The following is a 21,710-nucleotide window of genomic DNA, read 5'->3' as shown; positions in this document are numbered from 1 at the left end:
CGCTGGGTCGCCCGATAGCAGGGGCGAGTGGGTGTGGCGAACGGCTATTGCGAGTCGCACCGGGATGAGGCGGGCACGCTAGCGGGAGCCGTGTCGCTGGCTTCCATGCGCGCGGCCAGCCGCTCGCGCTCGGCCTGCTCGTCGGCCAGGCTCTTGTGAGGCAGCAGCAGATTGAGCAGCACGGCGGTGAGCGCCGCCACCACCACGGGTGATCCACCGATCGCCATCTCGATCGTGTCCGGCAGCGCGGCGATGGCCTGCGGCGCCGCGGCGAGCCCGAGGCCCAGCGCCAGCGCCAGGCTGGCGATGGTCATGTTGCGCCCGGACAGCTCGTCGCGGGTCAGCAGCTGGATACCGGTCATGGTGATCATGCCGAACACCGTTATGGTGGCGCCACCGAGCACCGGATAGGGAATGGTGGTCATCAGCGCGCCGAACTTCGGCATCAGTCCCGCCGCCAGCAGAAACAGCGCCGCCAGTGCCAGCACCGAACGACTGATGACCTTGGTCATGGCGACGATACCGACGTTCTGGCTGAACGACGCCGTCGGCAGAGCCGCGAACAGGGCACCGACCAGAGTGCACAGGCCGTTGCCCAGCAAGCCCCCGGACAGCTCCCGATGGCCCAGCTCGCGATTCATGCCACCGATGGTGGTAGCGGATAGATCACCGATGGTCTGCACCGAATTGACCACGCAGATGATCACCATGGACAGGATCGCCACCGGCGCGAATTCGAGCGTCACGGGGAGCGGGCGCGGCGCACTGAACCAGGCCGCCTGATGCACCGCAGTGAAGTCCACCATGCCCAGCGCGAGTGCCAGCGCGTAGCCCACCACGATGCCGCAGATGATCGCGGCGAGCTTGATGAAGCCCCGCCCGAACTGGGAAATCGCCAGCACCACGGCCAGAGTGACCAGCGCCACCAGCCACTGCCTGCCGCCACCGTAGTCGGCGCTCCCCTTGCCCCCGGCCATGTAGTGGATGGCGATGTCGTAGAGCGACAGGCCGATCACCAGCACCACCACCCCCGCCACCACCGGCGGAAACAGGTGACGCAGCGGGCGGATACCGAACCCGACCAGCAGCATCGCCATGCCGCCGATCAACTGGGCGCCGAGGATGCCGCCGAGGCCATACTGGGCGCCCACGGCGGTCAGGGTGGGCACGTAGGCAAAGCCGACACCGAAGATGGTCGGCAGGCGGGCACCGAAGCGCCAGACACCGAACAGCTGGATCAGCGTCGACAGCGCCGAGGCCACCAGCGAAATCTGGATCAGCAGCAGGGTTTCGGCGGTGGAGGCGCCGATGGCACCGGAGACGATGATCGGCACCGTGATGGTACCCATGATCATGGCGAGGATGTGTTGCAGCGACAGTGGCAGGGCACGGCTCAGCGGTGGCCGGCCGTGGAAGTCGAAGACCGAGACGCTGACGGGGTAGCGGGCGTTGCTCATGGATACGATCACCGGTTGTTTTTGTATACAGGTGATTGTGGTAAATGTTTCCATAAACATCAAGATGAGACGGGATTAGACGAGAGAGCCTGGTTTACCGCCCCGCCGACATCGCGTTGCGATCGGGCTTACGAAGATCAGAAAGGTGGCAGGTCGCCGCGTTCGCTGCCTATTGGCGCTCGCGCCAGGGGGAGGGGAATCAACTTTCGAGCAGAAAGGTCACCGGCCCGTCGTTGACTAGTGCCACCTGCATATTGGCGCCGAACTCGCCGCTGGCCACCGGTGCATGGCGCTGGCGGGCCTGGTCGAGCAGGTAGTGAAACAGACGATCGCCTTCGGCCGGTGGCGCCGCGCTGGAGAAGCTGGGACGCAGCCCCTTGCGGGTATCCGCGGCCAGGGTGAACTGGGACACCAGCAAAAGGCCACCGCCGGCCTGCTGCACATTGAGATTCATCTTGTCCTGGTCGTCTGCGAACACGCGATAGTGCAGCAGCTTGTGCAGCAGGCGCTCGGCCGAGGCCTCGTCATCGCCTTTTTCCACCCCGACCAGGGCCAGCAGGCCGTGGTCGATGGCGCCGACGGTGCGATCCTCGACCTCGACACTGGCACGGCGGACACGTTGGATCAGGGCTTTCATGCAGGGCTTCCTCTGGCAACGGGTGGGGGATTGCACACAGCAGGGCCCGCTAGCCTAGCACGGGCCTGCCTGGCCAGGGAGGCGCCGGCGTCAGCGCCCCAGCAGAGCGTCGCGGAAGTCGCGGTCCAGGGGATCTTCACCGAGCCAGATGGCGAACATGGCGTTGGCAAGCGCCTTGTCGTTGGAGCGGTACAGCGGGGCACCATTAAGCGCCAGGATCAGGCTCTCGCCATCCCAGGTCAGCGAATAGCGGTCGCCCGGCGCGACCGAGCGATAGCTGTCGACCAGCGCGGTCAGCGGGCGGCGAATCGACGGAAAGTCCACGGCGCCGACCTGCTCGCGTACGGTATCGAGGGTGGTGCTGGCGAAGTCATCGGCCTCGATGGCATGGAAGTAGTGCAGCACCAGCCGGCGCGGGACGTCGGATTCGGGAGCGGGGCGGGGGTACCCCGCGGCCTGGTAGTAGGCGCCGGCGTAGGCGTCCCACACCAGATAGGTGAAGAGCCCGTGGCCGATCATCTCGTAGCGCCGGCCATCGTCGATCTGGGTGGCAAAGCTAGCGCTCTTGACGCTGACCTGCTGCGTCGACGTCTGGGCGTTGGCCTCGGGGGGCGCGGCCATGGTCAGGGTCAGACAGGTGATCAGGCTGACCGCGGCAAGCAGCCGAACCAGCGGGTGCTGTCGGGGTTGTCGCGAAGGCATGATGAAACTCCCGTGACATGATGTTGTACACATCATGGCGCGAGATATGACTTATGTACAGTTTTTGTAGAGCGTTCTTCCCGTGACTACCAGGCGCGGCACAGCATGATGTCGCAACGGGGCTCCGCCAGAAGACGCTTGGTAATCTGACTGCGTCGGCCCGCCTGACTGCGGTTGCCCAGTGCCAGCAGATCGGGAGGCTGACGGCGCAGATGGGCGATCAACACGTCCAGGGGGTCGCCCTGTTCCAGCACCAGTTCCAGTTCCGGCACCCGATCGAATTCCGCCATCAGGTGGTCGATCTCCTGTTCGAGCTGCTGTCTAAGTCGGATGACCTCACGATCGCGCCACTGAGCAAAGTCGGTATCGGAGCCGAGTTCGCGCTCGCCTGGCACGTCCCAGGCGTGGAGCAACTCGAGGCGGGATTCCGGAAAGTGTCGCAGGGTCTCGCGCAGGGTGCGACGGCAGGTCAGGGAGAAGTCCACCGGGACCAGAATGTCGTTCCACGGCTCTGCGGGGGGCTGGCTGACGGTCAGCACCGGACAGGGGGCGCTCAACAGCACCCGGGCCAGGGTGGTGCCGCCGATCAGGTCAGGGTGTCCGCGCTTGCGATGGGTGCCGAGGATGATCATCTCGGCGTTGCGATCGTGGGCCTCACGGATGATCTCGGCGTAGGGGGCGCCGGTCACCGTCTGCACCAGCAGCGGCGGTTCGGCCAGTGCGTAGTCTTCGCGCAGGTCGGTGGCGATGGCGTGGATGTCATCTACTACCGCACCTTCCAGGTCGCGCAGCACCCGGTGGGGCAGGTAGGGATCCAGCACGTGCAGTACATCGAGACGGGCGCCCATCTCGTTGGCCAGGCGGATGGCGCGGCCGAAGGCGGAACGGTTTTCTGCCGACAGGTCACAGGCAAACAGCAGGGTGCGAGTCATGGCTCTGCCCTCACGACGCCAGTGGGTGAACCTTCAGCATGGGCGGACGTGCCGATTCGCGCAAGCGACGGCGTCGTCAGTCCCTGTCAGTGCACGATAGCGCCCGTCCTGCGCTCGGATCAGATCAGACCGGGCGCATCGTGGCTTCCACGACCCGCCATCGCCCGCCACGGCTCCTGCCGCTACCACCAGGCGTGGAAGTGATGCACCGGGCCGCGCCCCTGGCCCACCGACAGCCGCCGGCTGGCGTCGAGCGCCTGGTGCAGCCAGCGCTTGGCGTCGCCGATGGCGTCGATGACCTGCGCCTCGTCGGCGTCCTGTGGCAGATGGGCCAGCTTGGCGGCGATCGCCGAGGACAGGGCACAACCGGTACCATGCAGGTTCTGGGTATCGATGCGCGGCGCCGGCAGCCAGCGATCGCCACCGGGCGAGGCCAGCAGGTCGGGACAGCTATCACCATCGAGATGGCCACCCTTGAGCAGCACATAGGGGGCTGACAGTTGCTTGAGCGCGGGCAGCATCGCCTCCATAGCATCGGCGCTGGTGGGCGGCTCGACCCCCAGCAGCACCGCCGCCTCGGGCAGGTTGGGGGTGATCACGTCGGCCAGCGGCACCAGCACATCGCGTACCGCACTGATCCCGGCTTCATCCACCAGGATGTCGCCGCTCTTGGCCACCATCACCGGGTCGAGCACGATCCAGCGGGGACGCCTGGCCTCGAGCGCTTCTCGCAGGGTCTCGGCGACCTCGCGGCTGGCGACCATGCCGATCTTCACCGCGTCGATGCGCACGTCGTCGAGCAGGTGATCGAGCTGCACCCGGATGCTCTCTGCAGCCACCGGGTGCACCTCGCGTACCCCACAGGTATTCTGCGCGATCACCGCGGTGATGACGTTGGTGGCATAGGTGCCCAGGGCCGACAGCGTCTTGAGGTCGCCCTGGAGGCCGGCGCCGCCAGAAGGATCGGAGCCGGCGATGGTCAGTGTGTGAGGGATGGATACGGCGTGGGACATGAAAGACACCCGAAAGTCAGCAGAAGACACAGAATACAAGAGGCGGCGCTGAGAGAGCCAATGTCGAGCGCATCATGCTGAGTCTGTTTGTCATGGCGTTTGCCAGCGCCACCCTGCTGCCCGGAGGGTCCGAGCTATGGCTGGCCGGGCTGTGGTGCCGGGGCGAAGCGCCGCTGGCGCTGTGGCTGGTGGCCACCCTGGGCAATACCCTGGGCAGTCTGGTCAATGTCGCCCTGGGCCGCTACGCCACCCAGTATGTGGATCGGCGCTGGTTTCCCGCCTCCCGGGCGGGACTGGCACGAGCCCAGCGCTGGTATCGCAAGGGCGGAGAAGCGAGTCTGCTGCTGGCCTGGCTGCCGGTGGTGGGGGATCCGCTGACGGTACTCGCGGGAATCGCCCGGCTGCCGTGGTGGCGTGCCACGCTGTGGATCGTCGTCAGCAAGGGCGGGCGCTACGCGGTGCTGCTGTGGTTTGCCGAACGCTATTTCAGCTGCGGCTGATCACTGCTCGAGAGCGAGCGCTTCGAGCAAGGCTCGAGAGTCGACACGATGTCCGCCCGTGCCCCGAAAACGGACAGGGGCCGCGCGAGGCGGCCCCTGGGTGCTTGTGTCGGCAATGCTCGACACTTTCTGGATGGGTTACTCCTGGCCGAAGTCAGTGCCGCCGTCCGGGTTGCGGGCGTTGTAGTAGGCCTGCTCGGAGATGGCGTGGTAGTTCACCACCTTGTCCTGGAAGTCGCGGTACGACTCGTAGATGCGACCGGCGATATCGCTGGAGTCAGCCAGTTCCTGCACCACCTCGGCGGAGATCTCCTGAGCCTGGGCGAGCACGTCGTCGGGCAGCTTGCGCAGCTGGACGTCGTGTTCGTTGATCAGGGTGGCCAGGGCATCGTTGTTGCGCGCGGTGTACTCGTCCAGCACGTCCTGGTTCACGTCGCGCACCGCGGTGCGCAGGATCGCCTGAAGGTCGGCGGGCAGCTCGGCCAGGGCCTCATCGTTGACGATGGCCTCGAACATCACCGTCGGCTCATGCCAGCCCGGGTAGTAGTAGTACTCGGCGGCCTGATGCAGGCCGAAGGCCAGGTCGTTGTACGGGCCGATCCACTCGGTGGCATCGATGGCGCCGGACTGCAGCGAGGTGAAGATCTCGCCGCCGGGCATATTGACGATGGCCACGCCCATGCGGTTCATGACCTCACCACCGAGGCCCGGCATGCGCATCTTGAGGCCGTCCAGGTCGTCGACCGAATTGATTTCCTGGTTGTACCAGCCGCCCATCTGTACGCCGGACGCGCCGGCGGTCATGACCTCGACGCCGAAGTCATCGTAGAGCTCGTTCCACAGCTCCAGGCCGCCACCATAGTGCAGCCAGGCGTTCATTTCCTGCGCGTTCATGCCGAAGGGCACGGCGGCGAAGAACTGGGCGGCGGGCGCCTTGCCCTTCCAGTAGTAGGAGGCAGAGTGGCCCATCTGGGCGGTGCCTTCGGCGACGGCGTCGAAGACCTCGAAGCCCGGTACCAGCTGGCCGGCACCGAACACCTCGATCGTCAGGCGGCCGTCGGACATTTCCTCGACCAGCTTGGCCAGACGCTCGGGACCCTGGCCGACACCGGGGAAGTTCTTCGGCCAGGAGGTGACCAGCTTCCACTCGAAGGTGTCCTGGGCCTGGGCCTGGGCTCCGACCAGCAGTAGACCGGAGGCACCGGCGAGGGTAATGGCCTTGGCGATTGAGCTGCGTTGCATGTAAGTCCCCTTTGTATGGTATTGGCGTTGTCGGGACCTGCCGGCCAGGGTAGGGCCGGCGGGTAGTTGGCGTCTCGCGGGATGGCCCGAGACGCCGTGAAGCGGGCGATGGCTCGTCGGGCAACTATAGACGCCGGGCCCCCCCCCGGCGTGGGCTGCCGTCCACGCATCGCCAACGCGCCGGATCAGAACGGCTCCGGCAGCCAGGTGGCGAGCTGCGGGCCAGCATCGAGAGTGAAAGGGCCCGGCGCTGAGGTTTTCGGCATCAGAACTGCTCCGGCAGCCAGGTGGCCAGTTCCGGGAAGAACGAAAGGGCCAGCAGCATGCCGAGCTGCAGCACGATGAACGGAATCACGCCTCGGTAGATTGCGGACGTCGGTACCGACTCCGGGGCCACCCCGCGCAGGTAGAACAGGGCGAAGCCGAAGGGAGGCGTCAGGAAGGACGTCTGCAGGTTGATCGCGATCATGATGCCCAGCCAGATTGGATCCAGGCCCATGGCCAGCAGAATCGGACCGACGATCGGCACCACCACGAAGGTGATCTCGATGAAGTCGAGGATAAAGCCGAGCAGGAAGATCACCAGCATCACGATGATGGTGGCGCCGACTACCCCGCCAGGCATGTTCTCGAACAGATGGGTGACCAGCTCTTCACCGCCGTAGGCGCGGAATACCAGTGAAAACAGTGCCGCGCCGATCAGGATCAGGAACACCATGGTGGTGACGTGGGTGGTGGAGCGCAGCACGTCCTTGAGCGTGGCCAGATCGAGGCGACGATAGGCCAGAGCCAGCACCAGGGCGCCGAAGGCACCCACCGCGGAAGCCTCGGTGGGGGTGGCCAGTCCGGCCAGGATCGAGCCGAGCACCGCGACGATCAGCACGATGGGCGGCACCAGGCCCTTGAGCAGCAACAGGCCGATGCCCGAGGTGTGGCCCAGCTCGGCCATCAGTTCCTGGCGATCGGCGGCAGGGGCGGCGCTGGGCTTGAACAGCGCCACCAGGCTGACGTAGACGATATACACCAGCACCAGGATCAGGCCCGGGACCAGCGCCCCCATGAACAGATCGCCCACCGACACCGTCTTGGGACTGAAGATGCCCATGGACAGCTGGGCCTGCTGGTAGGCGCTGGACAGCACGTCACCAAGCAGCACCAGAGCGATGGACGGCGGAATGATCTGACCCAGGGTGCCGGTGGCGCAGATGGTGCCGGTGGCCAGCGACTGGCTGTAGCCGCGCTTGAGCATGGTCGGCAGCGACATCAGGCCCATGGTGACCACGGTGGCGCCGACGATGCCGGTGGAAGCGGCCAGCATCATGCCGACCAGGGTCACCGAGATGCCGAGTCCGCCGCGCAGCGAGCCGAACAGCAGGGCCATGGCGTCGAGCAGGGTTTCGGCGACCTTGGACTTCTCGAGCAGCACGCCCATCAGCACGAACAAGGGCACCGCCAGCAGGGTGGTGTTGGTCATGATGCCGTAGAGGCGATTGGGGAAGGCGTTGAGGTAGCTGCCGTCGAAGTTGGCATCGATGCCGAGGGACTCCAGGCCGTAGCCGAGCCCGGCAAAGGCCAGGGCGGTACCGGCCAGCGACAGCGCGACCGGAAAACCGAACATCAAGACCGTACAGATGACACCGAACAGCACCAGGGGCATGAACTCCAGCATTTACAGGTGCTCCTCGTCGGCGTCGTGGGTAAGGGCGTTGGGGTCGAGACGCCCCTTTAAAATCAGGATGTTGCGGTAGATCTCGACGATGCCCTGGACAATCATCAGCACGGCGAAGGCCGGTATCAGCGTCTTCAGCAGGAACACCCCGGGGATGCCGCCGGCGTCGGGCGAGCCCTCGAAGATGGCCCAGGACTTGCCGACGTAGCCGAGGCTGGTGGCGATCACGAAGCCCATCACCGGCAGCAGCAGCAGCAGGGTGCCGAGCAGGTCGACCAGCGCCTTGCGCCTGGGCGACATCGCGCGATAGAAGATGTCGACGCGCACGTGTCCGCCGTGCTTCAGGGTGTAGGCCGCCGCCAGCATGAACACGGCGGCGTGCATGTACATCACCGATTCCTGCATGGGGATGCTGTTGACGCTGAAGGCATAGCGCAGCACCACGATCAGGAACTGGATGATCATCATCGCCAGGATCAGCCAGGAAAGGCCCCTGCCAAGGCGTTCGGAGAAGGCGTCCAGGGCCGCCAGTGGCCCCGGCAAGCCGGAAGATGTAGACATTAGGAACTCGCTGGTGGTGTCAGGGCGATCATTGTCCAGGCTGGCGCCCGGGCACGCCGTCGCCAGGGCAGGACGTCGGCTTGCCGGGGGGACCTGGCGTCATGGATAGTGTGGCACGCGGAGACATTAGCGAATCTCGGTGCACGTCAACGCTGACTATACGGCAGTCGAGGTAGCACTGTCATGACACCAAAAGTCGAGGTCCGCTGGCTTGGCGTCCGCCGCCGACAGGATGGCTCAGGCAGGCTGCTCGGGCTGATCGGCCTGGATGGCGGCGAGGCAGGGCTGGGGCAGGCGAATATCGACGGCCACCGGCAGGTGGTCCGAAAACAGTCGGTCGAGGACTTCGGCCTCATCGGCCTCCAGCGACGACGACAGCAGGATATGGTCCAGCGCTCGGCTGGGGCGCCAGGAAGGGTAGCTCAGTGCCGGTCGCACCGGATGCAGCGGCAACGAGGCACAGAAGCGGTCGTGGGCGTGCAGGCGATCCGGGGTGCAGTTCAGGTCTCCCATCACCACCACGTGCTTGAGTGGCTGGATCAGTTCGCTGAGGTAGTCGAGCTGCAGGTTCTGGGTGCGCTGGCCCAGGGCCAGGTGGGCGACGAACAGGTGCAGGGCCTCGGGGCCCTGGCCGAAGCGCGCATGGATGGCGCCCCGGCCGGGCAGGGTCCCCGGCAGGCGGTGCTCCTCGATGCGGCTGGGTGCCAGCCGGGAGAGCAGGCCATTGCTGTGCTGGGCAAGTCGACCGAGGTTGCGGTTGAGCTGCTGATAGTGGTGGGGGAAGCCGCCTTGCATGGCCAGGTACTCGAGCTGATTGACCTGGTTCGAGCGAAAGCTGCCGCCGTCCACCTCCTGTAGCCCCACCATGTCGAAGTGCGACAGCACCTCGGCGATCATGTCCAGACGTCGTTGCCGACGCGGGTGAGGCAACAGGTGCTGCCAGCTACGGGTGAGGTAGTGGTGGTAGGCCGAGGTCTGGATACCCACCTGCAGGTTGAAGGTCACCAGCCTCAGGTGACCTCTGTCCAGCGTGGGGTGGCGTTCCTCGGCCAGTGACGTCATTGGGCTCCAGACTCCTGTTCGCTGCGGATCTGCTCCACCAGCGCCTCGGCGATGCGCGGCATGTTGTCGAGGCTGCCGGCGGTGCTCGGCGAGACGATGTAGCGACCATCGACGATCAGCGCGGGGACGCCCATCAGTTCGAGGTTGCGCATGGTGGCGCTGGCGCGATTGATCTGGGACTTCACGCCGAAGCCGTCCAGCGCCTTGAGCGCCTGCTCTTCGCTGACACCGTAGTCGCTGAAGAAGGCGGCGATGTCTGCTGGCTCGGTAAGCTGCTCGCCTTCCTGGTGGATGGCGTCGAAGAAGTCCTCGTGCACCTCGTCGAGGATCTCGAGCTGCTGGGCGGCATAGAAGGCCTTGGCATGCTTGACCCAGGTCTCGCCCAGGGTGGCCGGCATGCGTTCGAACTCGACGTCATCGGGCAGCTCGGCGACCCAGGCGTTGAGCGGATCTTCCAGCGAGTAGCAGTGTGGGCAGCCATACCAGAACACTTCGGTCACGTTGATCTTGCCATCGTCGCTGCCCAGCTCGACCTGATTGGGGGCGACGGTGTAGTCCTCGCCCTCGGTGATCGAGGCGGCGACCGCCATGGTCGACAGGCTAAGGCCAGCGAGGCCCATCATCAGTGACTTCAGCATAGAATGTTTTCTCCTTGATTGAGGCGGGCATGCCATGGCGGCGCGAGGGCGCGACGAACCTGGAGCCGCAAAGCGAACGCTGTTTTGAGTCTACAACGTTCGAAGGGTTCCCGAATATCCCGATTGGGCAGGCGTCGCATGTCTATCTTTGCTGGTAAACGCAACGGGGCGGCCACAAGGGCCGCCCCGCGGGACGCATCGAAAGGTGAATCGATCAGTGCAGGCCCTGGACGTAGTTGGCCACGGCTTCCATGTCGGCATCGCTCATCTTGGCGGCGATGTCGGCCATCACGCCGCCGGGGCTGTTGGCGCGGGCGCCGGAGGCGAATGCCTGGAGGGTGCTGACCACATAGCCGGCGTGCTGGCCGGAAAGCCCCGGATAGACCGCCGAGCCGATGCCGCTGCCGGTCGGGCCATGGCAGGCGCTGCAGGCCGGGATGCCCTTGGCCAGGTCGCCAGCGCGGTAGAGCGCCTCGCCGCGCTCGAGCAACGCCTCGTCATCCTTGGCCTGCCCCACCACCGGGTCCTGGCCGGCGAAGAAGGCGGCCACGTCCCAGGCGTCCTGGTCGCTGAAGTTGTCCACCTGCCCCGCCATCTGCGGCACCGGACGGGTGCCGTCACGGATGTCGATGATCTGCTTGGCCAGGTAGGAGGCCTGCTGGCCGGCCAGGTTGGGGAAGGTCGGCGCGATACTGGCGCCGGTCTGGCCGTGGCAGGCGGCGCAGGCGGTAGCCTTGTCGCGTCCTGCGGCGGCGTCTGCGTCACTCTGGAGGTCGGCATGGGCGGCGCCGACGACGCCGATGGAGATTGCCAGGCTTGCCAGTAACTGTCTCATCGCTAGTTCACTTATGCCGTTTTAATGTTTTCACGGTCCCGCGGAAGGCGTGGCCTTCACTGCAGGGGGAAGCGCCCGCGCTGAGGCCGGTCGCTGGCGACAGCGGCACAATGTTATGATGATTCCCCGGGTCGCAGCCGCCTCAAAGCTTACTATAACCAAACACCCCGGGGGCGGGAATGCCAGGGCCCTCGACCCTACCTTTGATCACCGTCAGGATTTCTTCCATCTCATGGCTTTCAACTACTCCTTGGCCCGATTCCTCACCAGTGCGCCGACGCTGGCCCGATGCCCCGAAGACAGTGGTGTCGAGGTCGCCTTTGCCGGACGTTCCAATGCCGGAAAGTCCAGCGCGATCAACACCATCACCCAACAGAAGGCGCTCGCGCGTACCTCCAAGACGCCGGGGCGCACCCAGCTCATCAACGTCTTTTCGCTGGGCGAGGACAGCGAGCGCCGGCTGGTGGACCTGCCCGGCTACGGCTACGCCAAGGTGCCCGAAAAGGTCAAATTGGAGTGGCAGCGCCACCTGGCCGAATACCTCCAGAAGCGAGCTTCGCTCAAGGGGCTGGTGCTGGTGATGGACGTGCGTCACCCATTGACCGAGTTCGACCTGGCGCTGCTGGATGTGGCCGATGAGCGCGACCTGCCGGTGCATATCCTGCTGACCAAGGCCGACAAGCTGAAGCAGGGCGCGGCCAAGAATGCCCTGCAGCAGGTGCGCTCGCGGCTGCGTGAGTGGGAGGACCTGGTCAGCGTGCAGCTTTTCTCGGCGCTCAAGCGCCAGGGCGTCGACGAGGCCCATCGGCGCCTGGACGGCTGGCTTGCGCACGAAGGCTAGCCAGCCTGACGAGCCCTAGCCAGCCTGACGAGCCCGCCGGCTACTTGTACGTGGCGGTGACCTCCAGCAGCCCCTTGACGCGCCCACCGGATGCCTGCTCGGCATAGCGGTAGTAGCTGACGCGTAACGGAACCTTGGGCGCCTCCCCCATCAGGCCAATCGCTCGCGAGCCAGACAGGTCCGCGGGGGCGAAGTCGTGGGCAGAAAAAGCGTCGATTTCCAGCGCCAGCCCGATGCCCTTGGCGCCTTCACCTGAGGTGTCGGCGTTGCCGAGGATGCCTTGGCGGGCGTTGATGACGCTGGCGCCGCTCGAGCGTATGGACAAATCCGCCATGTTGACCTCATCGCAGTCGTTGAAGCTCAGGTAGGCGGTGGTGGTGCCGCCCCGAGATCCTGCTCCCGGCAGTTCGCTGAGGTCGATATCGGGCAGGGTGATGTAGGGGGTCCACATCTTGCAGGTGCTCTCGATCACGGTGACGTAAGCGCCGCCAACTCCGACGACCGTACCGGTATAGTTGTCGCTGGCGCCGGTGCTGGTCGCCACGTGGGTATGAGGCGAGTAGGTAAACTGTCTGTAGTAGCCCGGTTCGGTGTCGCCATGACGCACGATCGGTATCTCGGTCACGACGCTGCCGGAGACACAGCCAGATGCGTGGTTGGCGGTGCGCAGGGCGGCGACCAGGGTCTGGTGGTGATGGCCGCCCATGCTGGTGTCGGCCTTGTCGAAGTAGAAGCCCGGTATTGCACTTTTGGCGTCACCGGTGGCGCTGTCGTAGGAACCCTGGGTATCGAGCAGGATGTAGACGCGGCCGTCGCTGCCGGTCTGGCAGGCGTAGGTGGTGTGGAAGGAGGCTACCCCCGCGGTGTTGCCTTCCGGCGTGGTGCCGGACAAGGTCGAGGGGTAGGACATGCCGGTGCTGTAGAGGCCGCAGGTACCGGGCGGGCGTACGGTGTCGCAGGTAGGGCGTGCCGCCAGGGCTGGCGCGATGCCCAGCGGCAGGGAGAGACCGGGCCCCAGTCCTGAAACACGCCCCGAAGACAGCCCCGAAACAAGCCCCAGTCCCGAAACCAGGGCAAACGCCAGCCCGAGCTTGAGCACTCGTCGCAGGTGACGCCGGGTCGGCGGGGATGAAGAGAGGGGGCGATAGAGCGGGCGGGGCATGGCGGCAGGCACTCAGGGTACAGGTGCCTGCCGGTTTACCACGTGGCGCCGGCGGTCGCCGGGGTTTTTCTCGCTTTATTGATCCTGATGCTCACCGAGCAGGGCTGGCAGTTCGGTGACCCGAGACAGTCGGGTCACGCCGCGTGGCAAGGGGGCCGTCTCGGCTTCTGGCGGCGCGATCCAGATCGCCCGCAAGCCCAGGCGAATCGCCGGCAGCACGTCTTCATCCCACGAATCGCCCACGTGCAGGGTCTCGCAGGCCTTGACCTGAAGCCGTGCCAGCATCGCCAGAAAGGGCCGTGGATCGGGCTTGGGTGCGAACATCTCGCCGGCGGCGATACGCGCCTGGAAGTGGCGGGCCAGCGGCAGACGGTGGAAGGCCACGTTGCCGTTGGTGATGCTGCCGAGACGATAGCGGCCCTTCAGTCTTTCCAGCATGGCGTCGGTGTCGGGGAAGGGCGTGACCAGGATGCGCAGCGAGTGAAAACGCTGCATCGCCAGCGCCGCCCACCAGTGAGCCGCCGCCCGGTTGACGCCGCTTTTCTCCAGCAGTTGGATCAGGGTGCGCTCACGCAGCCAGCTGAAGTCGCCGCGCCGCGACCAGCTGCGCCTGGCCAGAGCCTGGCGTTCACGCAGGTAGTCCGAAAGCGCGATGGGGGGCGTCAACGGCTCCTCGCGGCCGCGCTGCCAGGCGCCGAGCTGTTCGGTCAGCCAGTCGACGTGGCCCTGCTCGGTGCGCTGCATGACGCCGCTGTTATCCCACAGGGTGTCGTCCAGATCGAAGGTGATGGCCTTGAGTCGGCTGAAGTCGTCCGCTGCCGCGTGGTCGATCAAGGGGTGTCTCCGGAATGGCTGTCGTCGCTTTGGCTGCGCCGCGCGCGGGGGTGGGCCTTGTCGTAGCTCTCGGCCAGGTGCTGCCAGTCCAGCCGGGTATAGACCTGGGTGGTGGACAGGTTGGCGTGGCCCAGCAGCTCCTGGACGGCGCGCAGGTCCTGGCTCGATTCCAGCAGGTGGCTGGCGAAGGAGTGGCGCAGGCGGTGGGGATGCAGGTGCTCCGGCAGGCCGCGCCGGCGGGCCTGGGTGACCAGGCGTGCCTGGATGGCACGATGGCCCAGCCGGTGGCCCTGCTGGCCGACGAACAGCGCCGTTTCGCCGTCGGCGGCCAGCACCGAGCGCACGCCGAGCCACTGGTCGATGGCCTGGCGCGCACGCGAGCCCACCGGCACCTGGCGCGGCTTGTTGCCCTTGCCGAGGACCCGCACCCGGCCGCCGTGGAGGTCGGGGAGATCCAGCGCCGCCAGCTCCGCCAGCCGTAGCCCGCTGGAATAGAGCAGCTCCAGCATCGCCTGGTCGCGTACCGACAGCGGCGAGCCGTCGTGGGGAGTGTCGAGAAAGCGCGCCAGCAGGTCCACGTCCACCGGCCGAGGTAGATCCTTCGGTGCCCGGGGGCCGCGGCTCAGGCCGACCGGGTTGTAGTCGAGTCGGCCAGCCGCCACCAGGTGTTCACACAGTCGCGACAGGGCGGCGCGGCGGCGCTTCAGGCTGCGCGGTGCCATGCCTCGGCTGCGTTCGGCGGCCAGAAAACGCCGGAGCGTGTGGGACGTCAGGGCCTGATCATCCGGCGGCCTGGCGTCGGTGTCATTGGCCTGGGCGTGCCACCAGTTCTCGAAGGTGGCCAGGTCACGCCGGTAGGCGTCGACGGTGGCAGCACTGGCGGTGCGACCCAGCTCATCGAGAAAGTCCGCTACCGCGCCGGCAAGCTGCCACTTGGCCGTCGTCTCAGCCGTCGTCTCAGCCGCCTTTTCAGCCATCATCACGCTCGCACAGCCGCACGCTCAGGCGCACCAGCACCTCGGCCAGGTACTCGGTAAACAGGGTGTCCATGCTGGCACGGAAGTGGTCGGGATCAGGACTTGCCAGCACCACAAAGCCCTGGGGCTCGCCCAGGGTCATGCGGGCGATGGCGCAGGAGCCCGACTTGGTCGGCGCCTTGGCGTGGGGCAGCAGGCGCTTCCAGTCGGTGGGGGTAAGACGGGTACAGCGGCTGGCGCGCCCATCGAGTAGCGCGGTCAGGCGCTGGCCGGTGTGGTCGTCGAGCACGTGACGCGGGGCCTGGGGCGGTCTGGGGTCGCGATCGGTCAGGCTGGCGGGGCACCACAGCGACACCGCTGGCGTCTGGAAGCGCTCGCTTAGCTGGGTGGCCAGGGCCTGGCCCAGGGCGTCGTTGTCCTGGGCTTCCAGCAGTGCCAGCACCAGCTCGCGGGTGCGCCGATACTGCGCCTCGTTGTGGCGGGCCGAGTCGAGCAGTTGCTCGAGCCGCAGTTCCGCGCCTTCGGCGCGCTTGCGCAGGTCATGGACCAGCCGTTCCAGCAGCGAGGTGGCGCCCTGGGTCTCCGGGTGGGGAATCGTGAGGCTCTGCAGCAGGCCTTCGCGACCGACGAAGAAGTCCGGGTGGCGTGCCAGCCATTCGGCGACGCGGTCCGGGTCGAGCGTCTTGCGGGGCTCTGGGGCGGCTTGAGGCATGCGCGTCTTCCTGTTGGAGTTCAATGTCTAGGCTGGATCGATTTTCCGGGAAAGCGAGGGACCGGTACCTTGCTGGCAGCTTAGCCCAGTCCCGTCGAGTCCTGTGCGCCTGGGGTCAACGCAGCGGAATTCGTCCATCGAACACCCGCTCGGCGGGGCCGGTCATGATCAAGGGGCGCTCGCCACCTTCCCAGCGGATCGTCAGGCTGCCGCCGGGCAGGTGGACGGTCACCGGGCTTTCGAGCAGGCCCTGGCGAATGCCGCAGGCCACCGCAGCGCAGGCGCCGGTACCACAGGCCAGGGTCTCGCCGCTGCCGCGCTCGAACACCCGCAGGCGAATCTCGTGGCTGGAGACCACCTGCATGAAGCCCACGTTGACCCGCTTGGGAAAGCGCGGGTGGTGTTCGACCAGCGGGCCCAGGCGCTCCACCGGCGCCTGGTCGACGCTGTCGACCTTGATCACCGCGTGGGGGTTGCCCATGGAGGCGACGGCGATCTCGAGGGTCTCGCCGTCGACCTCGAGGGTGTGACGCAGGCGGTCCTCGTCGGCCTCGAAGGGCAGGCTCGGCGGGGCGAAGCGCGGGGCACCCATGTCGACGCTGACCTGCTCGTCGTCATGCACATCCAGCACCAGCGGGCCGCCGGCGGTCTCGACCCGGATCTGGCGCTTGTGGGTCAGCCGCTTGTCACGTACGAAGCGGGCAAAGCAGCGCGCACCATTGCCGCAATTCTCGACCTCGCTGCCGTCGGCGTTGTAGATCCGGTAGCGAAAGTCCATGTCCGGGTCCCGCGGCGGTTCCACCACCAGCAGCTGATCGAAACCGATACCGAAGCGCCGGTCGGCCAGACGGCGGATTTCCTCGGCTTCGATGCGGGCCCGCTGGGTGACCAGGTCGACCACCATGAAGTCGTTGCCCAGGCCATGCATCTTGGTGAAGTGCAGAAGCATCAGCGCGGTGCTCCTGACGTCGATCCCGATGCCGATCCCGGTTGCGATTCGCCGGGCAGCGACTCACCGGCCCAGAGGTCCTCGAGGGTCTCGCGTCGGCGCACCACCTGATAGCCGTCGCCGTCCACCAGTACCTCCGCCGGACGCGGGCGGCTGTTGTAGTTGGAGGCCATCACGAAGCCGTAGGCGCCTGCCGAGCGCACCGCCAGCAGGTCGCCGGGGGCCACCGCCAGTTGACGCTCCTTGCCGAGGAAGTCGCCGGTCTCGCACACCGGGCCGACCACGTCGTAGACGTCGCTTGCGCGGTCCAGGCGAGTATCGACCTCGATGATCGCCTGCCAGGCCTGGTACAGCGAGGGCCGAATCAGGTCGTTCATGGCCGCGTCGACGATGGCGAAGTTCTTGGTTTCGCCGGGCTTCACGTAGGTCAGCCGGGTCAGCATGACGCCGGCGTTGGCGGCGATCGAGCGGCCCGGCTCGAACAGCAGCGTCAGGCGCTCGCCGCCGTCCCAGCGCGACAGGCGCTCGAGCAGCTTCGAGGCGTAGTCGAACGGGGCCGGCGGCGTCTCGTCCCTGTAGGGCACGCCGAGGCCGCCGCCCAGGTCGAGGTGCGAGACCTCGATGTTCTCCTCGCGCAGGCGGTCGAGCAGCACCAGCAGACGCTCCAGGGCGTCGAGGAAGGGAGCGATCTCGGTGAGCTGCGAGCCGATATGGCAGTCGAGCCCGGTGACCTTGAGGTGCGGCAGTTCGGCGGCCAGGCGGTAGACCTCCAGTGCCTCGTCCACCGGGATACCGAACTTGTTGTCCTTGAGTCCGGTGGAGATATACGGATGGGTACCCGCGTCGACGTCGGGATTGACCCGCAATGACACTGGCGCCACCTTGCCCAGGCGGCCTGCCACTTCATTGAGCACTTCAAGCTCTGGGCGCGACTCCACGTTGAAGCACTTGATGCCGACCTCGAGCGCGCGCGCCATCTCGTCGGGGCGCTTGGCGACGCCGGAGAACACCACCTTGGCCGGGTCTCCACCGGCGGCCAGCACCCGCTCGAGCTCGCCCTGAGACACGATGTCGAAACCGGCACCCTGGCGCGCCAGCACGTTGAGCACCGCCAGGTTGCTGTTGGCCTTGACCGCGTAGCAGATCAGATGCGGGTGGCTACCCAGCGCCTCGCGGTAGGCCTGGAAGTGGCGCTCCAGGGTGGCACGTGAATAGACGTAGCAGGGGGTGCCCACCGCCTCGGCGATGCGGGCCAGAGGCACTTCTTCGGCGTGCAGCTCGCCGTCTCGGTAGTTGAAGTGATCCATGCTCAGCTCTCGTCCTCGGTCGCGCTCTGGTCGCTTTCCTGGCTGTCCTCTTCGCCCTGTTCGTCCTCGACGGTTTCGCGGGGGCCGTAGCGCTCCGCCGCTTCTTCGTCACCGGGCAGGTACAGGGGGCCTTTCTGGCCGCAGCCCGCCAGGGCCATCAGGGCCAGCAGCAGGGCCGGCAACAGGGCGGGTCGCAGCACCTTGACGAGGCGGTTCATTGGGCGCCTCCCTGGCCGGTCGCAAGGGTCTTGAGGGCCTCACGGGCGCGCTGGGCAGCGGCGCGCACCTGGTCGGGGGCGGTGCCACCGATATGGTTGCGGGCGGCCACCGAGCCTTCCAGGGTCAGCACCTCGAACACGTCCTCGCCGATGACGTCGGAGAACTGGCGCAGTTCGTCGAGGCTCATGTCCGACAGATCCTTGCCGCTCTCGATGCCGTAGGCCACGGACTGACCGACGATTTCATGGGCGTCACGGAAGGCCACGCCCTTGCGTACCAGATAGTCGGCAAGGTCGGTGGCGGTGGAGAAGCCCTTGCGCGCGGCCTCACGCATGGAATCGCCCTTGGAGACGATGGCCGGCACCATGTCGGCGAAGGCGCGCAGGCAACCCTTGACGGTATCCAGGGTGTCGAGCAGCGGTTCCTTGTCTTCCTGGTTGTCCTTGTTGTAGGCCAGCGGCTGCGACTTCATCAGCGTCAGCAGGCCCATCAGGTGACCGTAGACGCGGCCGGTCTTGCCGCGCACCAGCTCGGGCACGTCCGGGTTCTTCTTCTGCGGCATGATCGAGGAGCCGGTGCAGAAGCGATCGGGCAGGTCGATGAAGTCGAACTGGGCGCTGGTCCACAGCACCAGCTCCTCGCTCATCCGCGACAGGTGCATCAGCAGCAGGCTCGCGAAGGCGGTGAACTCGATCGCGAAGTCACGATCGCTGACCGCGTCGAGGCTGTTCTCGGCGGGGCGCTCGAAGCCGAGCAGCTCGGCGGTCAGGTGACGATCGATGGGGTAGGTGGTGCCGGCCAGGGCGGCGGCGCCCAGCGGCAGCACGTTGACCCGCTTGCGGCAGTCCAGCAGGCGTTCATGGTCGCGGGCCAGCATCTCCTGCCAGGCCAGCAGGTGGTGGCCGAAGGTCACCGGTTGAGCGGTCTGCAGGTGGGTGAAGCCCGGCATGATGGTGTCGGCCTCGCCCTCGGCCAGCTCGATCAGCCCGGCACGCAGCCGCGCCAGCTCGCTGGCGACCAGGTCGATCTCCTCGCGCAGGTAGAGGCGAATATCGGTGGCCACCTGGTCGTTGCGCGAGCGCCCGGTGTGCAGCTTCTTGCCGGTGATGCCGATCTTCTGGGTCAGCCGTGCCTCGATGTTCATGTGCACGTCTTCCAGCGCCACCGACCACTCGAAACGCCCTTCGGCGATCTCCGTCTCGATCTCCTTGAGCCCGGTCAGGATGGCGTCACGTTCCTCTTCGCTCAGCACGCCAACCTGGGCGAGCATGGTGGCATGCGCGATGGAGCCCTGGATGTCATGGCGGGCCAGGCGCTGGTCGAAATCGACCGAGGCGGTGAAACGAGCGACGAAGGCGTCGGTGGGTTCGCTGAAGCGGCCGCCCCAGGACTGGTTGGTGGTCTGGCTCATTGAATGGACTTCCTGAATGACGATGCGATGGCGACGTGATCGGTGGCCGGCGCCGAGGGCGCTGACGGAGCCGGCAGCCGTTGTCGTTGGTATGCCCAAAGTGTACCAGAGTCGGCCCTTGAGGCGAGGGTGCAGCGGGCCGGCAAGGACGGTGCGGCATCAGCCCCTGAAACGAGGGTGGCAGCAGGCGCTTCTGGCAGGCGCGGCAACGGGTCCCGTCGCCGTCGATTTTACTGACGGAGACCGTGCTTTATGATGACGTCATTCATTTAACATGGCGGACGCGGCGATTTGGTCGCAAGCCCGACCAGGGAGAGCAACGTGCAACAGATGTCCAGGCTGCGTATCGCGACGCGCAAGAGCCAGTTAGCCCTATGGCAGGCCGAACATGTTCGCGATCGCCTGATGGCGATTCACCCCGGGCTCGAGGTCGAGCTGGTACCGATGTCGACCCGCGGCGACAAGATTCTCGACACGCCCTTGGCCAAGGTTGGCGGCAAGGGGCTGTTCGTCAAGGAACTCGAGGAGGCGATGCTCGACGGCCGCGCCGATATCGCGGTGCACTCCATGAAGGATGTGCCGATGCAGTTTCCCGAGAGCCTGGGGCTTTCGGTGATCCTGGAAGGCGCCGAGCCCACCGATGCCTTCGTCTCCAATGACTATGCTCGCTTCGAGGACCTGCCCGAGGGCGCCCGTCTGGGCACCTCCAGCCTGCGCCGCGGATTGCAGATGCGCGAGGCCCGCCCTGACCTCGAGGTCATCAGCCTGCGTGGCAATGTCCAGACTCGCCTGGCCAAGCTCGACGCTGGCGAATTCGACGCCATCCTGCTGGCTACCTCCGGGCTCAAGCGGCTGGGGCTGGGTGAACGTATCGCCCAGGAGCTGCCGCCGGAGATCTGCCTGCCGGCCTGTGGTCAGGGCGCGCTTGGCATCGAATGCCGCATGCACGACACCGAGCTGGTGTCGCTGCTGGCACCGCTCGACGATATCGAGACGGCGACCAGAGTGCGTGCCGAACGGGCCATGAATACACGTCTGGAAGGCGGCTGCCAGGTGCCCATCGGTGGGCACGCCATCTATCAGGACGATGGCAGAACCCTGTGGTTGAGAGCCCTTGTCGGCACGCCCGACGGTTCCCGCGTGCTGCGTGCCGAGGGGCGTGGTTCGGTGGACGAACCCGAGGCGCTGGGGATCCGCGTCGCCGAGCAGCTGCTCGAGCAGGGCGCCGGGGATATCCTGGCCGAGGTCTACGGGCCGCGTTGATGGGCACTCCGGTACTGATCACCCGGCCCGGCGAACGCGCCCAGGCGCTGGCCGAGGCCATCGAAAGCAAGGGGTTCAGCACCGAGCGGCTCGAGGTGATGCGGCAGGAAACTGTGCCAGAGACGGCAGATGTGCGCTCGGCCTGGCTCGACATCGACCACTTTCATAAGGTGGTAGTCATCAGTCCCGCCGCCGCCGAGCGGTTGGTCGAGGCGCTGGATCGCTACTGGCCACAGCTGCCCCAGGGGCTTGAACTGTACGCCGTCGGGCAGGCCACGGCGATGGTCTTGCACCAGGCGCTGGGGCTAAAGGTGAGGGTGCCTGCCCCCGCCGCCGGAGAAGAGACCAGCGAGGCCTTGCTGGCGCTGGCCTCGCTGCAGCGCCTGGAGCACCAGCGAGTGCTGCTGGTGGCGGGCGAAGGTGGCCGCCCGCTGCTGGGCGACACCCTGGGGCAGAGGGGCGCGCGTGTCACGCGTCTCGAGGTGTATCGACGTCGCCTGATCACTCCCGACGCCGGGGCCAGAACATGGCTCGAACAAGGGGGCTATCAGGCGTTGGTGGTCAGTAGCGGAGAAATCCTTGAACATCTGGCAAGATGGTGTTCAGAGGCCGCCTTTCAACAACCGCTTGTCGTATCCAGCCAGCGGTTGGCTACACTGGCGAAAACGCTGGGATTTCGCATCCCGGTCGTGGCGTCTGGCGCGTCTCCTGCGGCGCTGGCGGCCGCGGTGGCAAGGACCTGCGACCCAGAGGATGGCGAATGAAGATCTCTAAAAGGGCTAGCGAC

At 66.5% G+C, this 21,710-nt stretch carries 22 protein-coding genes and 1 pseudogene; 4 read left to right on the top strand and 19 right to left on the bottom strand.

All coding sequences use genetic code 11. The annotated features are described in order from the left end of the window. Positions 1-44 precede the first annotated feature (44 nt). From NFH97_RS07820 to thiD, 5 genes are all read right to left on the bottom strand, one after another. Positions 45-1,457, bottom strand: a complete 1,413-nt coding sequence (locus tag NFH97_RS07820) for a uracil-xanthine permease family protein (protein ID WP_124805045.1) — start codon at positions 1,455-1,457, stop codon at positions 45-47. 199 nt (positions 1,458-1,656) lie between these two features. Continuing rightward, the gene (dtd, locus tag NFH97_RS07815) at positions 1,657-2,094 is read right to left on the bottom strand and encodes a D-aminoacyl-tRNA deacylase (RefSeq protein ID WP_349624645.1); all 438 of its coding nucleotides are present in this window, start codon (positions 2,092-2,094) and stop codon (positions 1,657-1,659) included. A 90-nt stretch (positions 2,095-2,184) separates the two neighbouring features. Next, complete coding sequence (locus tag NFH97_RS07810; RefSeq protein WP_349624644.1) at positions 2,185-2,796, bottom strand: chalcone isomerase family protein; 612 nt, start codon at positions 2,794-2,796, stop codon at positions 2,185-2,187. 86 nt (positions 2,797-2,882) lie between these two features. Next, complete coding sequence (locus NFH97_RS07805; RefSeq protein WP_045993929.1) at positions 2,883-3,728, bottom strand: universal stress protein; 846 nt, start codon at positions 3,726-3,728, stop codon at positions 2,883-2,885. Between the two features lie 182 nt (positions 3,729-3,910). Beyond that, positions 3,911-4,741 (bottom strand): bifunctional hydroxymethylpyrimidine kinase/phosphomethylpyrimidine kinase, encoded by an 831-nt coding sequence (gene thiD / locus NFH97_RS07800; protein ID WP_124805046.1) that lies wholly within the window; start codon positions 4,739-4,741, stop codon positions 3,911-3,913. Positions 4,742-4,815: 74 nt separating this feature from the next. Here thiD and NFH97_RS07795 point away from each other — a divergent pair, with 74 nt between their 5' ends. After that, positions 4,816-5,241 (top strand): YqaA family protein, encoded by a 426-nt coding sequence (locus NFH97_RS07795; protein ID WP_045993931.1) that lies wholly within the window; start codon positions 4,816-4,818, stop codon positions 5,239-5,241. Between the two features lie 138 nt (positions 5,242-5,379). Here the strand turns inward: NFH97_RS07795 and NFH97_RS07790 are convergent, their stop codons facing one another. The 6 genes from NFH97_RS07790 to NFH97_RS07765 form a co-directional block, all read right to left on the bottom strand. Continuing rightward, complete coding sequence (locus NFH97_RS07790; protein WP_045993932.1) at positions 5,380-6,483, bottom strand: TRAP transporter substrate-binding protein; 1,104 nt, start codon at positions 6,481-6,483, stop codon at positions 5,380-5,382. Positions 6,484-6,748: 265 nt separating this feature from the next. Next, positions 6,749-8,152 carry a TRAP transporter large permease gene (locus NFH97_RS07785; protein ID WP_108131869.1) on the bottom strand — a complete coding sequence of 468 codons (1,404 nt, stop codon included), beginning with the start codon at positions 8,150-8,152 and terminating at the stop codon, positions 6,749-6,751. Then, on the bottom strand, positions 8,153-8,713 hold the full coding sequence (locus tag NFH97_RS07780) for a TRAP transporter small permease subunit (protein WP_349624643.1): 561 nt from the start codon (positions 8,711-8,713) through the stop codon (positions 8,153-8,155). A 237-nt stretch (positions 8,714-8,950) separates the two neighbouring features. Continuing rightward, positions 8,951-9,775, bottom strand: a complete 825-nt coding sequence (locus NFH97_RS07775) for an endonuclease/exonuclease/phosphatase family protein (protein WP_045993935.1) — start codon at positions 9,773-9,775, stop codon at positions 8,951-8,953. After that, on the bottom strand, positions 9,772-10,413 hold the full coding sequence (locus tag NFH97_RS07770; RefSeq protein WP_045993936.1) for a thiol:disulfide interchange protein DsbA/DsbL: 642 nt from the start codon (positions 10,411-10,413) through the stop codon (positions 9,772-9,774). Before NFH97_RS07770 ends, NFH97_RS07775 begins: the two co-directional genes overlap by 4 nt. A 214-nt stretch (positions 10,414-10,627) precedes the next feature. Continuing rightward, the gene (locus tag NFH97_RS07765; RefSeq protein WP_045993937.1) at positions 10,628-11,248 is read right to left on the bottom strand and encodes a c-type cytochrome; all 621 of its coding nucleotides are present in this window, start codon (positions 11,246-11,248) and stop codon (positions 10,628-10,630) included. 232 nt (positions 11,249-11,480) lie between these two features. Between NFH97_RS07765 and yihA the strand changes: the two genes are divergently transcribed. Continuing rightward, the gene (gene yihA / locus NFH97_RS07760; protein WP_108131866.1) at positions 11,481-12,089 is read left to right on the top strand and encodes a ribosome biogenesis GTP-binding protein YihA/YsxC; all 609 of its coding nucleotides are present in this window, start codon (positions 11,481-11,483) and stop codon (positions 12,087-12,089) included. Positions 12,090-12,129: 40 nt separating this feature from the next. On the opposite strand, the gene NFH97_RS07755 is transcribed toward yihA, so the two are convergent. From NFH97_RS07755 to argH, 8 genes and pseudogenes are all read right to left on the bottom strand, one after another. Further along, entirely contained in the window at positions 12,130-13,251 is a 1,122-nt protein-coding gene (locus NFH97_RS07755; protein ID WP_349624642.1) for a fimbrial protein, read from the bottom strand. Positions 13,252-13,326: 75 nt separating this feature from the next. Beyond that, complete coding sequence (locus NFH97_RS07750; protein ID WP_349624641.1) at positions 13,327-14,085, bottom strand: HAD family hydrolase; 759 nt, start codon at positions 14,083-14,085, stop codon at positions 13,327-13,329. Beyond that, a complete protein-coding gene (locus NFH97_RS07745; protein ID WP_222516413.1) occupies positions 14,082-15,062 on the bottom strand; it encodes a tyrosine recombinase XerC in 981 nt (326 codons plus the stop codon). Before NFH97_RS07745 ends, NFH97_RS07750 begins: the two co-directional genes overlap by 4 nt. After that, positions 15,055-15,774, bottom strand: coding sequence for a DUF484 family protein (locus tag NFH97_RS07740; RefSeq protein ID WP_045993941.1), 720 nt, complete (start codon positions 15,772-15,774; stop codon positions 15,055-15,057). Before NFH97_RS07740 ends, NFH97_RS07745 begins: the two co-directional genes overlap by 8 nt. Before the next feature lie 115 nt (positions 15,775-15,889). Next, positions 15,890-16,723: a diaminopimelate epimerase gene (gene dapF / locus NFH97_RS07735; RefSeq protein ID WP_045993942.1), complete on the bottom strand. Its 834-nt coding sequence runs from the start codon at positions 16,721-16,723 to the stop codon at positions 15,890-15,892. Continuing rightward, positions 16,723-18,030, bottom strand: coding sequence for a diaminopimelate decarboxylase (gene lysA / locus NFH97_RS07730; protein ID WP_349624640.1), 1,308 nt, complete (start codon positions 18,028-18,030; stop codon positions 16,723-16,725). The genes dapF and lysA overlap by 1 nt, the downstream gene beginning before the upstream one ends. Before the next feature lie 83 nt (positions 18,031-18,113). Next, positions 18,114-18,248, bottom strand: a pseudogene (gene lptM / locus NFH97_RS21190) (LPS translocon maturation chaperone LptM); the annotation flags it as partial. Beyond that, the gene (gene argH / locus NFH97_RS07720; protein WP_045993945.1) at positions 18,245-19,660 is read right to left on the bottom strand and encodes an argininosuccinate lyase; all 1,416 of its coding nucleotides are present in this window, start codon (positions 19,658-19,660) and stop codon (positions 18,245-18,247) included. The gene argH and the pseudogene lptM, both read right to left, overlap by 4 nt. Positions 19,661-19,990: 330 nt before the next feature. Between argH and hemC the strand changes: the two genes are divergently transcribed. Then, on the top strand, positions 19,991-20,923 hold the full coding sequence (gene hemC, locus NFH97_RS07715; protein WP_045993946.1) for a hydroxymethylbilane synthase: 933 nt from the start codon (positions 19,991-19,993) through the stop codon (positions 20,921-20,923). Continuing rightward, on the top strand, positions 20,923-21,687 hold the full coding sequence (locus NFH97_RS07710; RefSeq protein WP_045993947.1) for a uroporphyrinogen-III synthase: 765 nt from the start codon (positions 20,923-20,925) through the stop codon (positions 21,685-21,687). The genes hemC and NFH97_RS07710 overlap by 1 nt, the downstream gene beginning before the upstream one ends. The last annotated feature ends 23 nt before the right edge of the window (positions 21,688-21,710 follow it).

Source organism: Halomonas sp. SCS19, from assembly GCF_040147015.1.
In the GTDB taxonomy this organism is placed as follows: Bacteria; Pseudomonadota; Gammaproteobacteria; order Pseudomonadales; family Halomonadaceae; genus Halomonas; species Halomonas litopenaei.
Note: the sequence above shows the minus strand (reverse complement) of the source record. Positions and strands in the feature narration are given on the sequence as shown.

Bases quoted from the DNA above. Each gene is read 5' to 3' on its own strand.
- NFH97_RS07795 (WP_045993931.1), top strand. From the start codon at position 4,816: ATGCTGAGTCTGTTTGTCATGGCGTTTGCCAGCGCCACCCTGCTGCCC.
- NFH97_RS07820 (WP_124805045.1), bottom strand. From the start codon at position 1,457: ATGAGCAACGCCCGCTACCCCGTCAGCGTCTCGGTCTTCGACTTCCAC.
- NFH97_RS07770 (WP_045993936.1), bottom strand. From the start codon at position 10,413: ATGCTGAAGTCACTGATGATGGGCCTCGCTGGCCTTAGCCTGTCGACC.
- thiD (WP_124805046.1), bottom strand. From the start codon at position 4,741: ATGTCCCACGCCGTATCCATCCCTCACACACTGACCATCGCCGGCTCC.
- NFH97_RS07765 (WP_045993937.1), bottom strand. From the start codon at position 11,248: ATGAGACAGTTACTGGCAAGCCTGGCAATCTCCATCGGCGTCGTCGGC.
- NFH97_RS07810 (WP_349624644.1), bottom strand. From the start codon at position 2,796: ATGCCTTCGCGACAACCCCGACAGCACCCGCTGGTTCGGCTGCTTGCC.
- yihA (WP_108131866.1), top strand. From the start codon at position 11,481: ATGGCTTTCAACTACTCCTTGGCCCGATTCCTCACCAGTGCGCCGACG.
- dapF (WP_045993942.1), bottom strand. From the start codon at position 16,723: ATGCTTCTGCACTTCACCAAGATGCATGGCCTGGGCAACGACTTCATG.
- lysA (WP_349624640.1), bottom strand. From the start codon at position 18,030: ATGGATCACTTCAACTACCGAGACGGCGAGCTGCACGCCGAAGAAGTG.
- NFH97_RS07785 (WP_108131869.1), bottom strand. From the start codon at position 8,152: ATGCTGGAGTTCATGCCCCTGGTGCTGTTCGGTGTCATCTGTACGGTC.
- argH (WP_045993945.1), bottom strand. From the start codon at position 19,660: ATGAGCCAGACCACCAACCAGTCCTGGGGCGGCCGCTTCAGCGAACCC.
- hemC (WP_045993946.1), top strand. From the start codon at position 19,991: ATGTCCAGGCTGCGTATCGCGACGCGCAAGAGCCAGTTAGCCCTATGG.
- NFH97_RS07755 (WP_349624642.1), bottom strand. From the start codon at position 13,251: ATGCCCCGCCCGCTCTATCGCCCCCTCTCTTCATCCCCGCCGACCCGG.
- NFH97_RS07780 (WP_349624643.1), bottom strand. From the start codon at position 8,713: ATGTCTACATCTTCCGGCTTGCCGGGGCCACTGGCGGCCCTGGACGCC.
- NFH97_RS07710 (WP_045993947.1), top strand. From the start codon at position 20,923: ATGGGCACTCCGGTACTGATCACCCGGCCCGGCGAACGCGCCCAGGCG.
- dtd (WP_349624645.1), bottom strand. From the start codon at position 2,094: ATGAAAGCCCTGATCCAACGTGTCCGCCGTGCCAGTGTCGAGGTCGAG.
- NFH97_RS07740 (WP_045993941.1), bottom strand. From the start codon at position 15,774: ATGCCTCAAGCCGCCCCAGAGCCCCGCAAGACGCTCGACCCGGACCGC.
- NFH97_RS07775 (WP_045993935.1), bottom strand. From the start codon at position 9,775: ATGACGTCACTGGCCGAGGAACGCCACCCCACGCTGGACAGAGGTCAC.
- NFH97_RS07805 (WP_045993929.1), bottom strand. From the start codon at position 3,728: ATGACTCGCACCCTGCTGTTTGCCTGTGACCTGTCGGCAGAAAACCGT.
- NFH97_RS07790 (WP_045993932.1), bottom strand. From the start codon at position 6,483: ATGCAACGCAGCTCAATCGCCAAGGCCATTACCCTCGCCGGTGCCTCC.
- NFH97_RS07745 (WP_222516413.1), bottom strand. From the start codon at position 15,062: ATGGCTGAAAAGGCGGCTGAGACGACGGCTGAGACGACGGCCAAGTGG.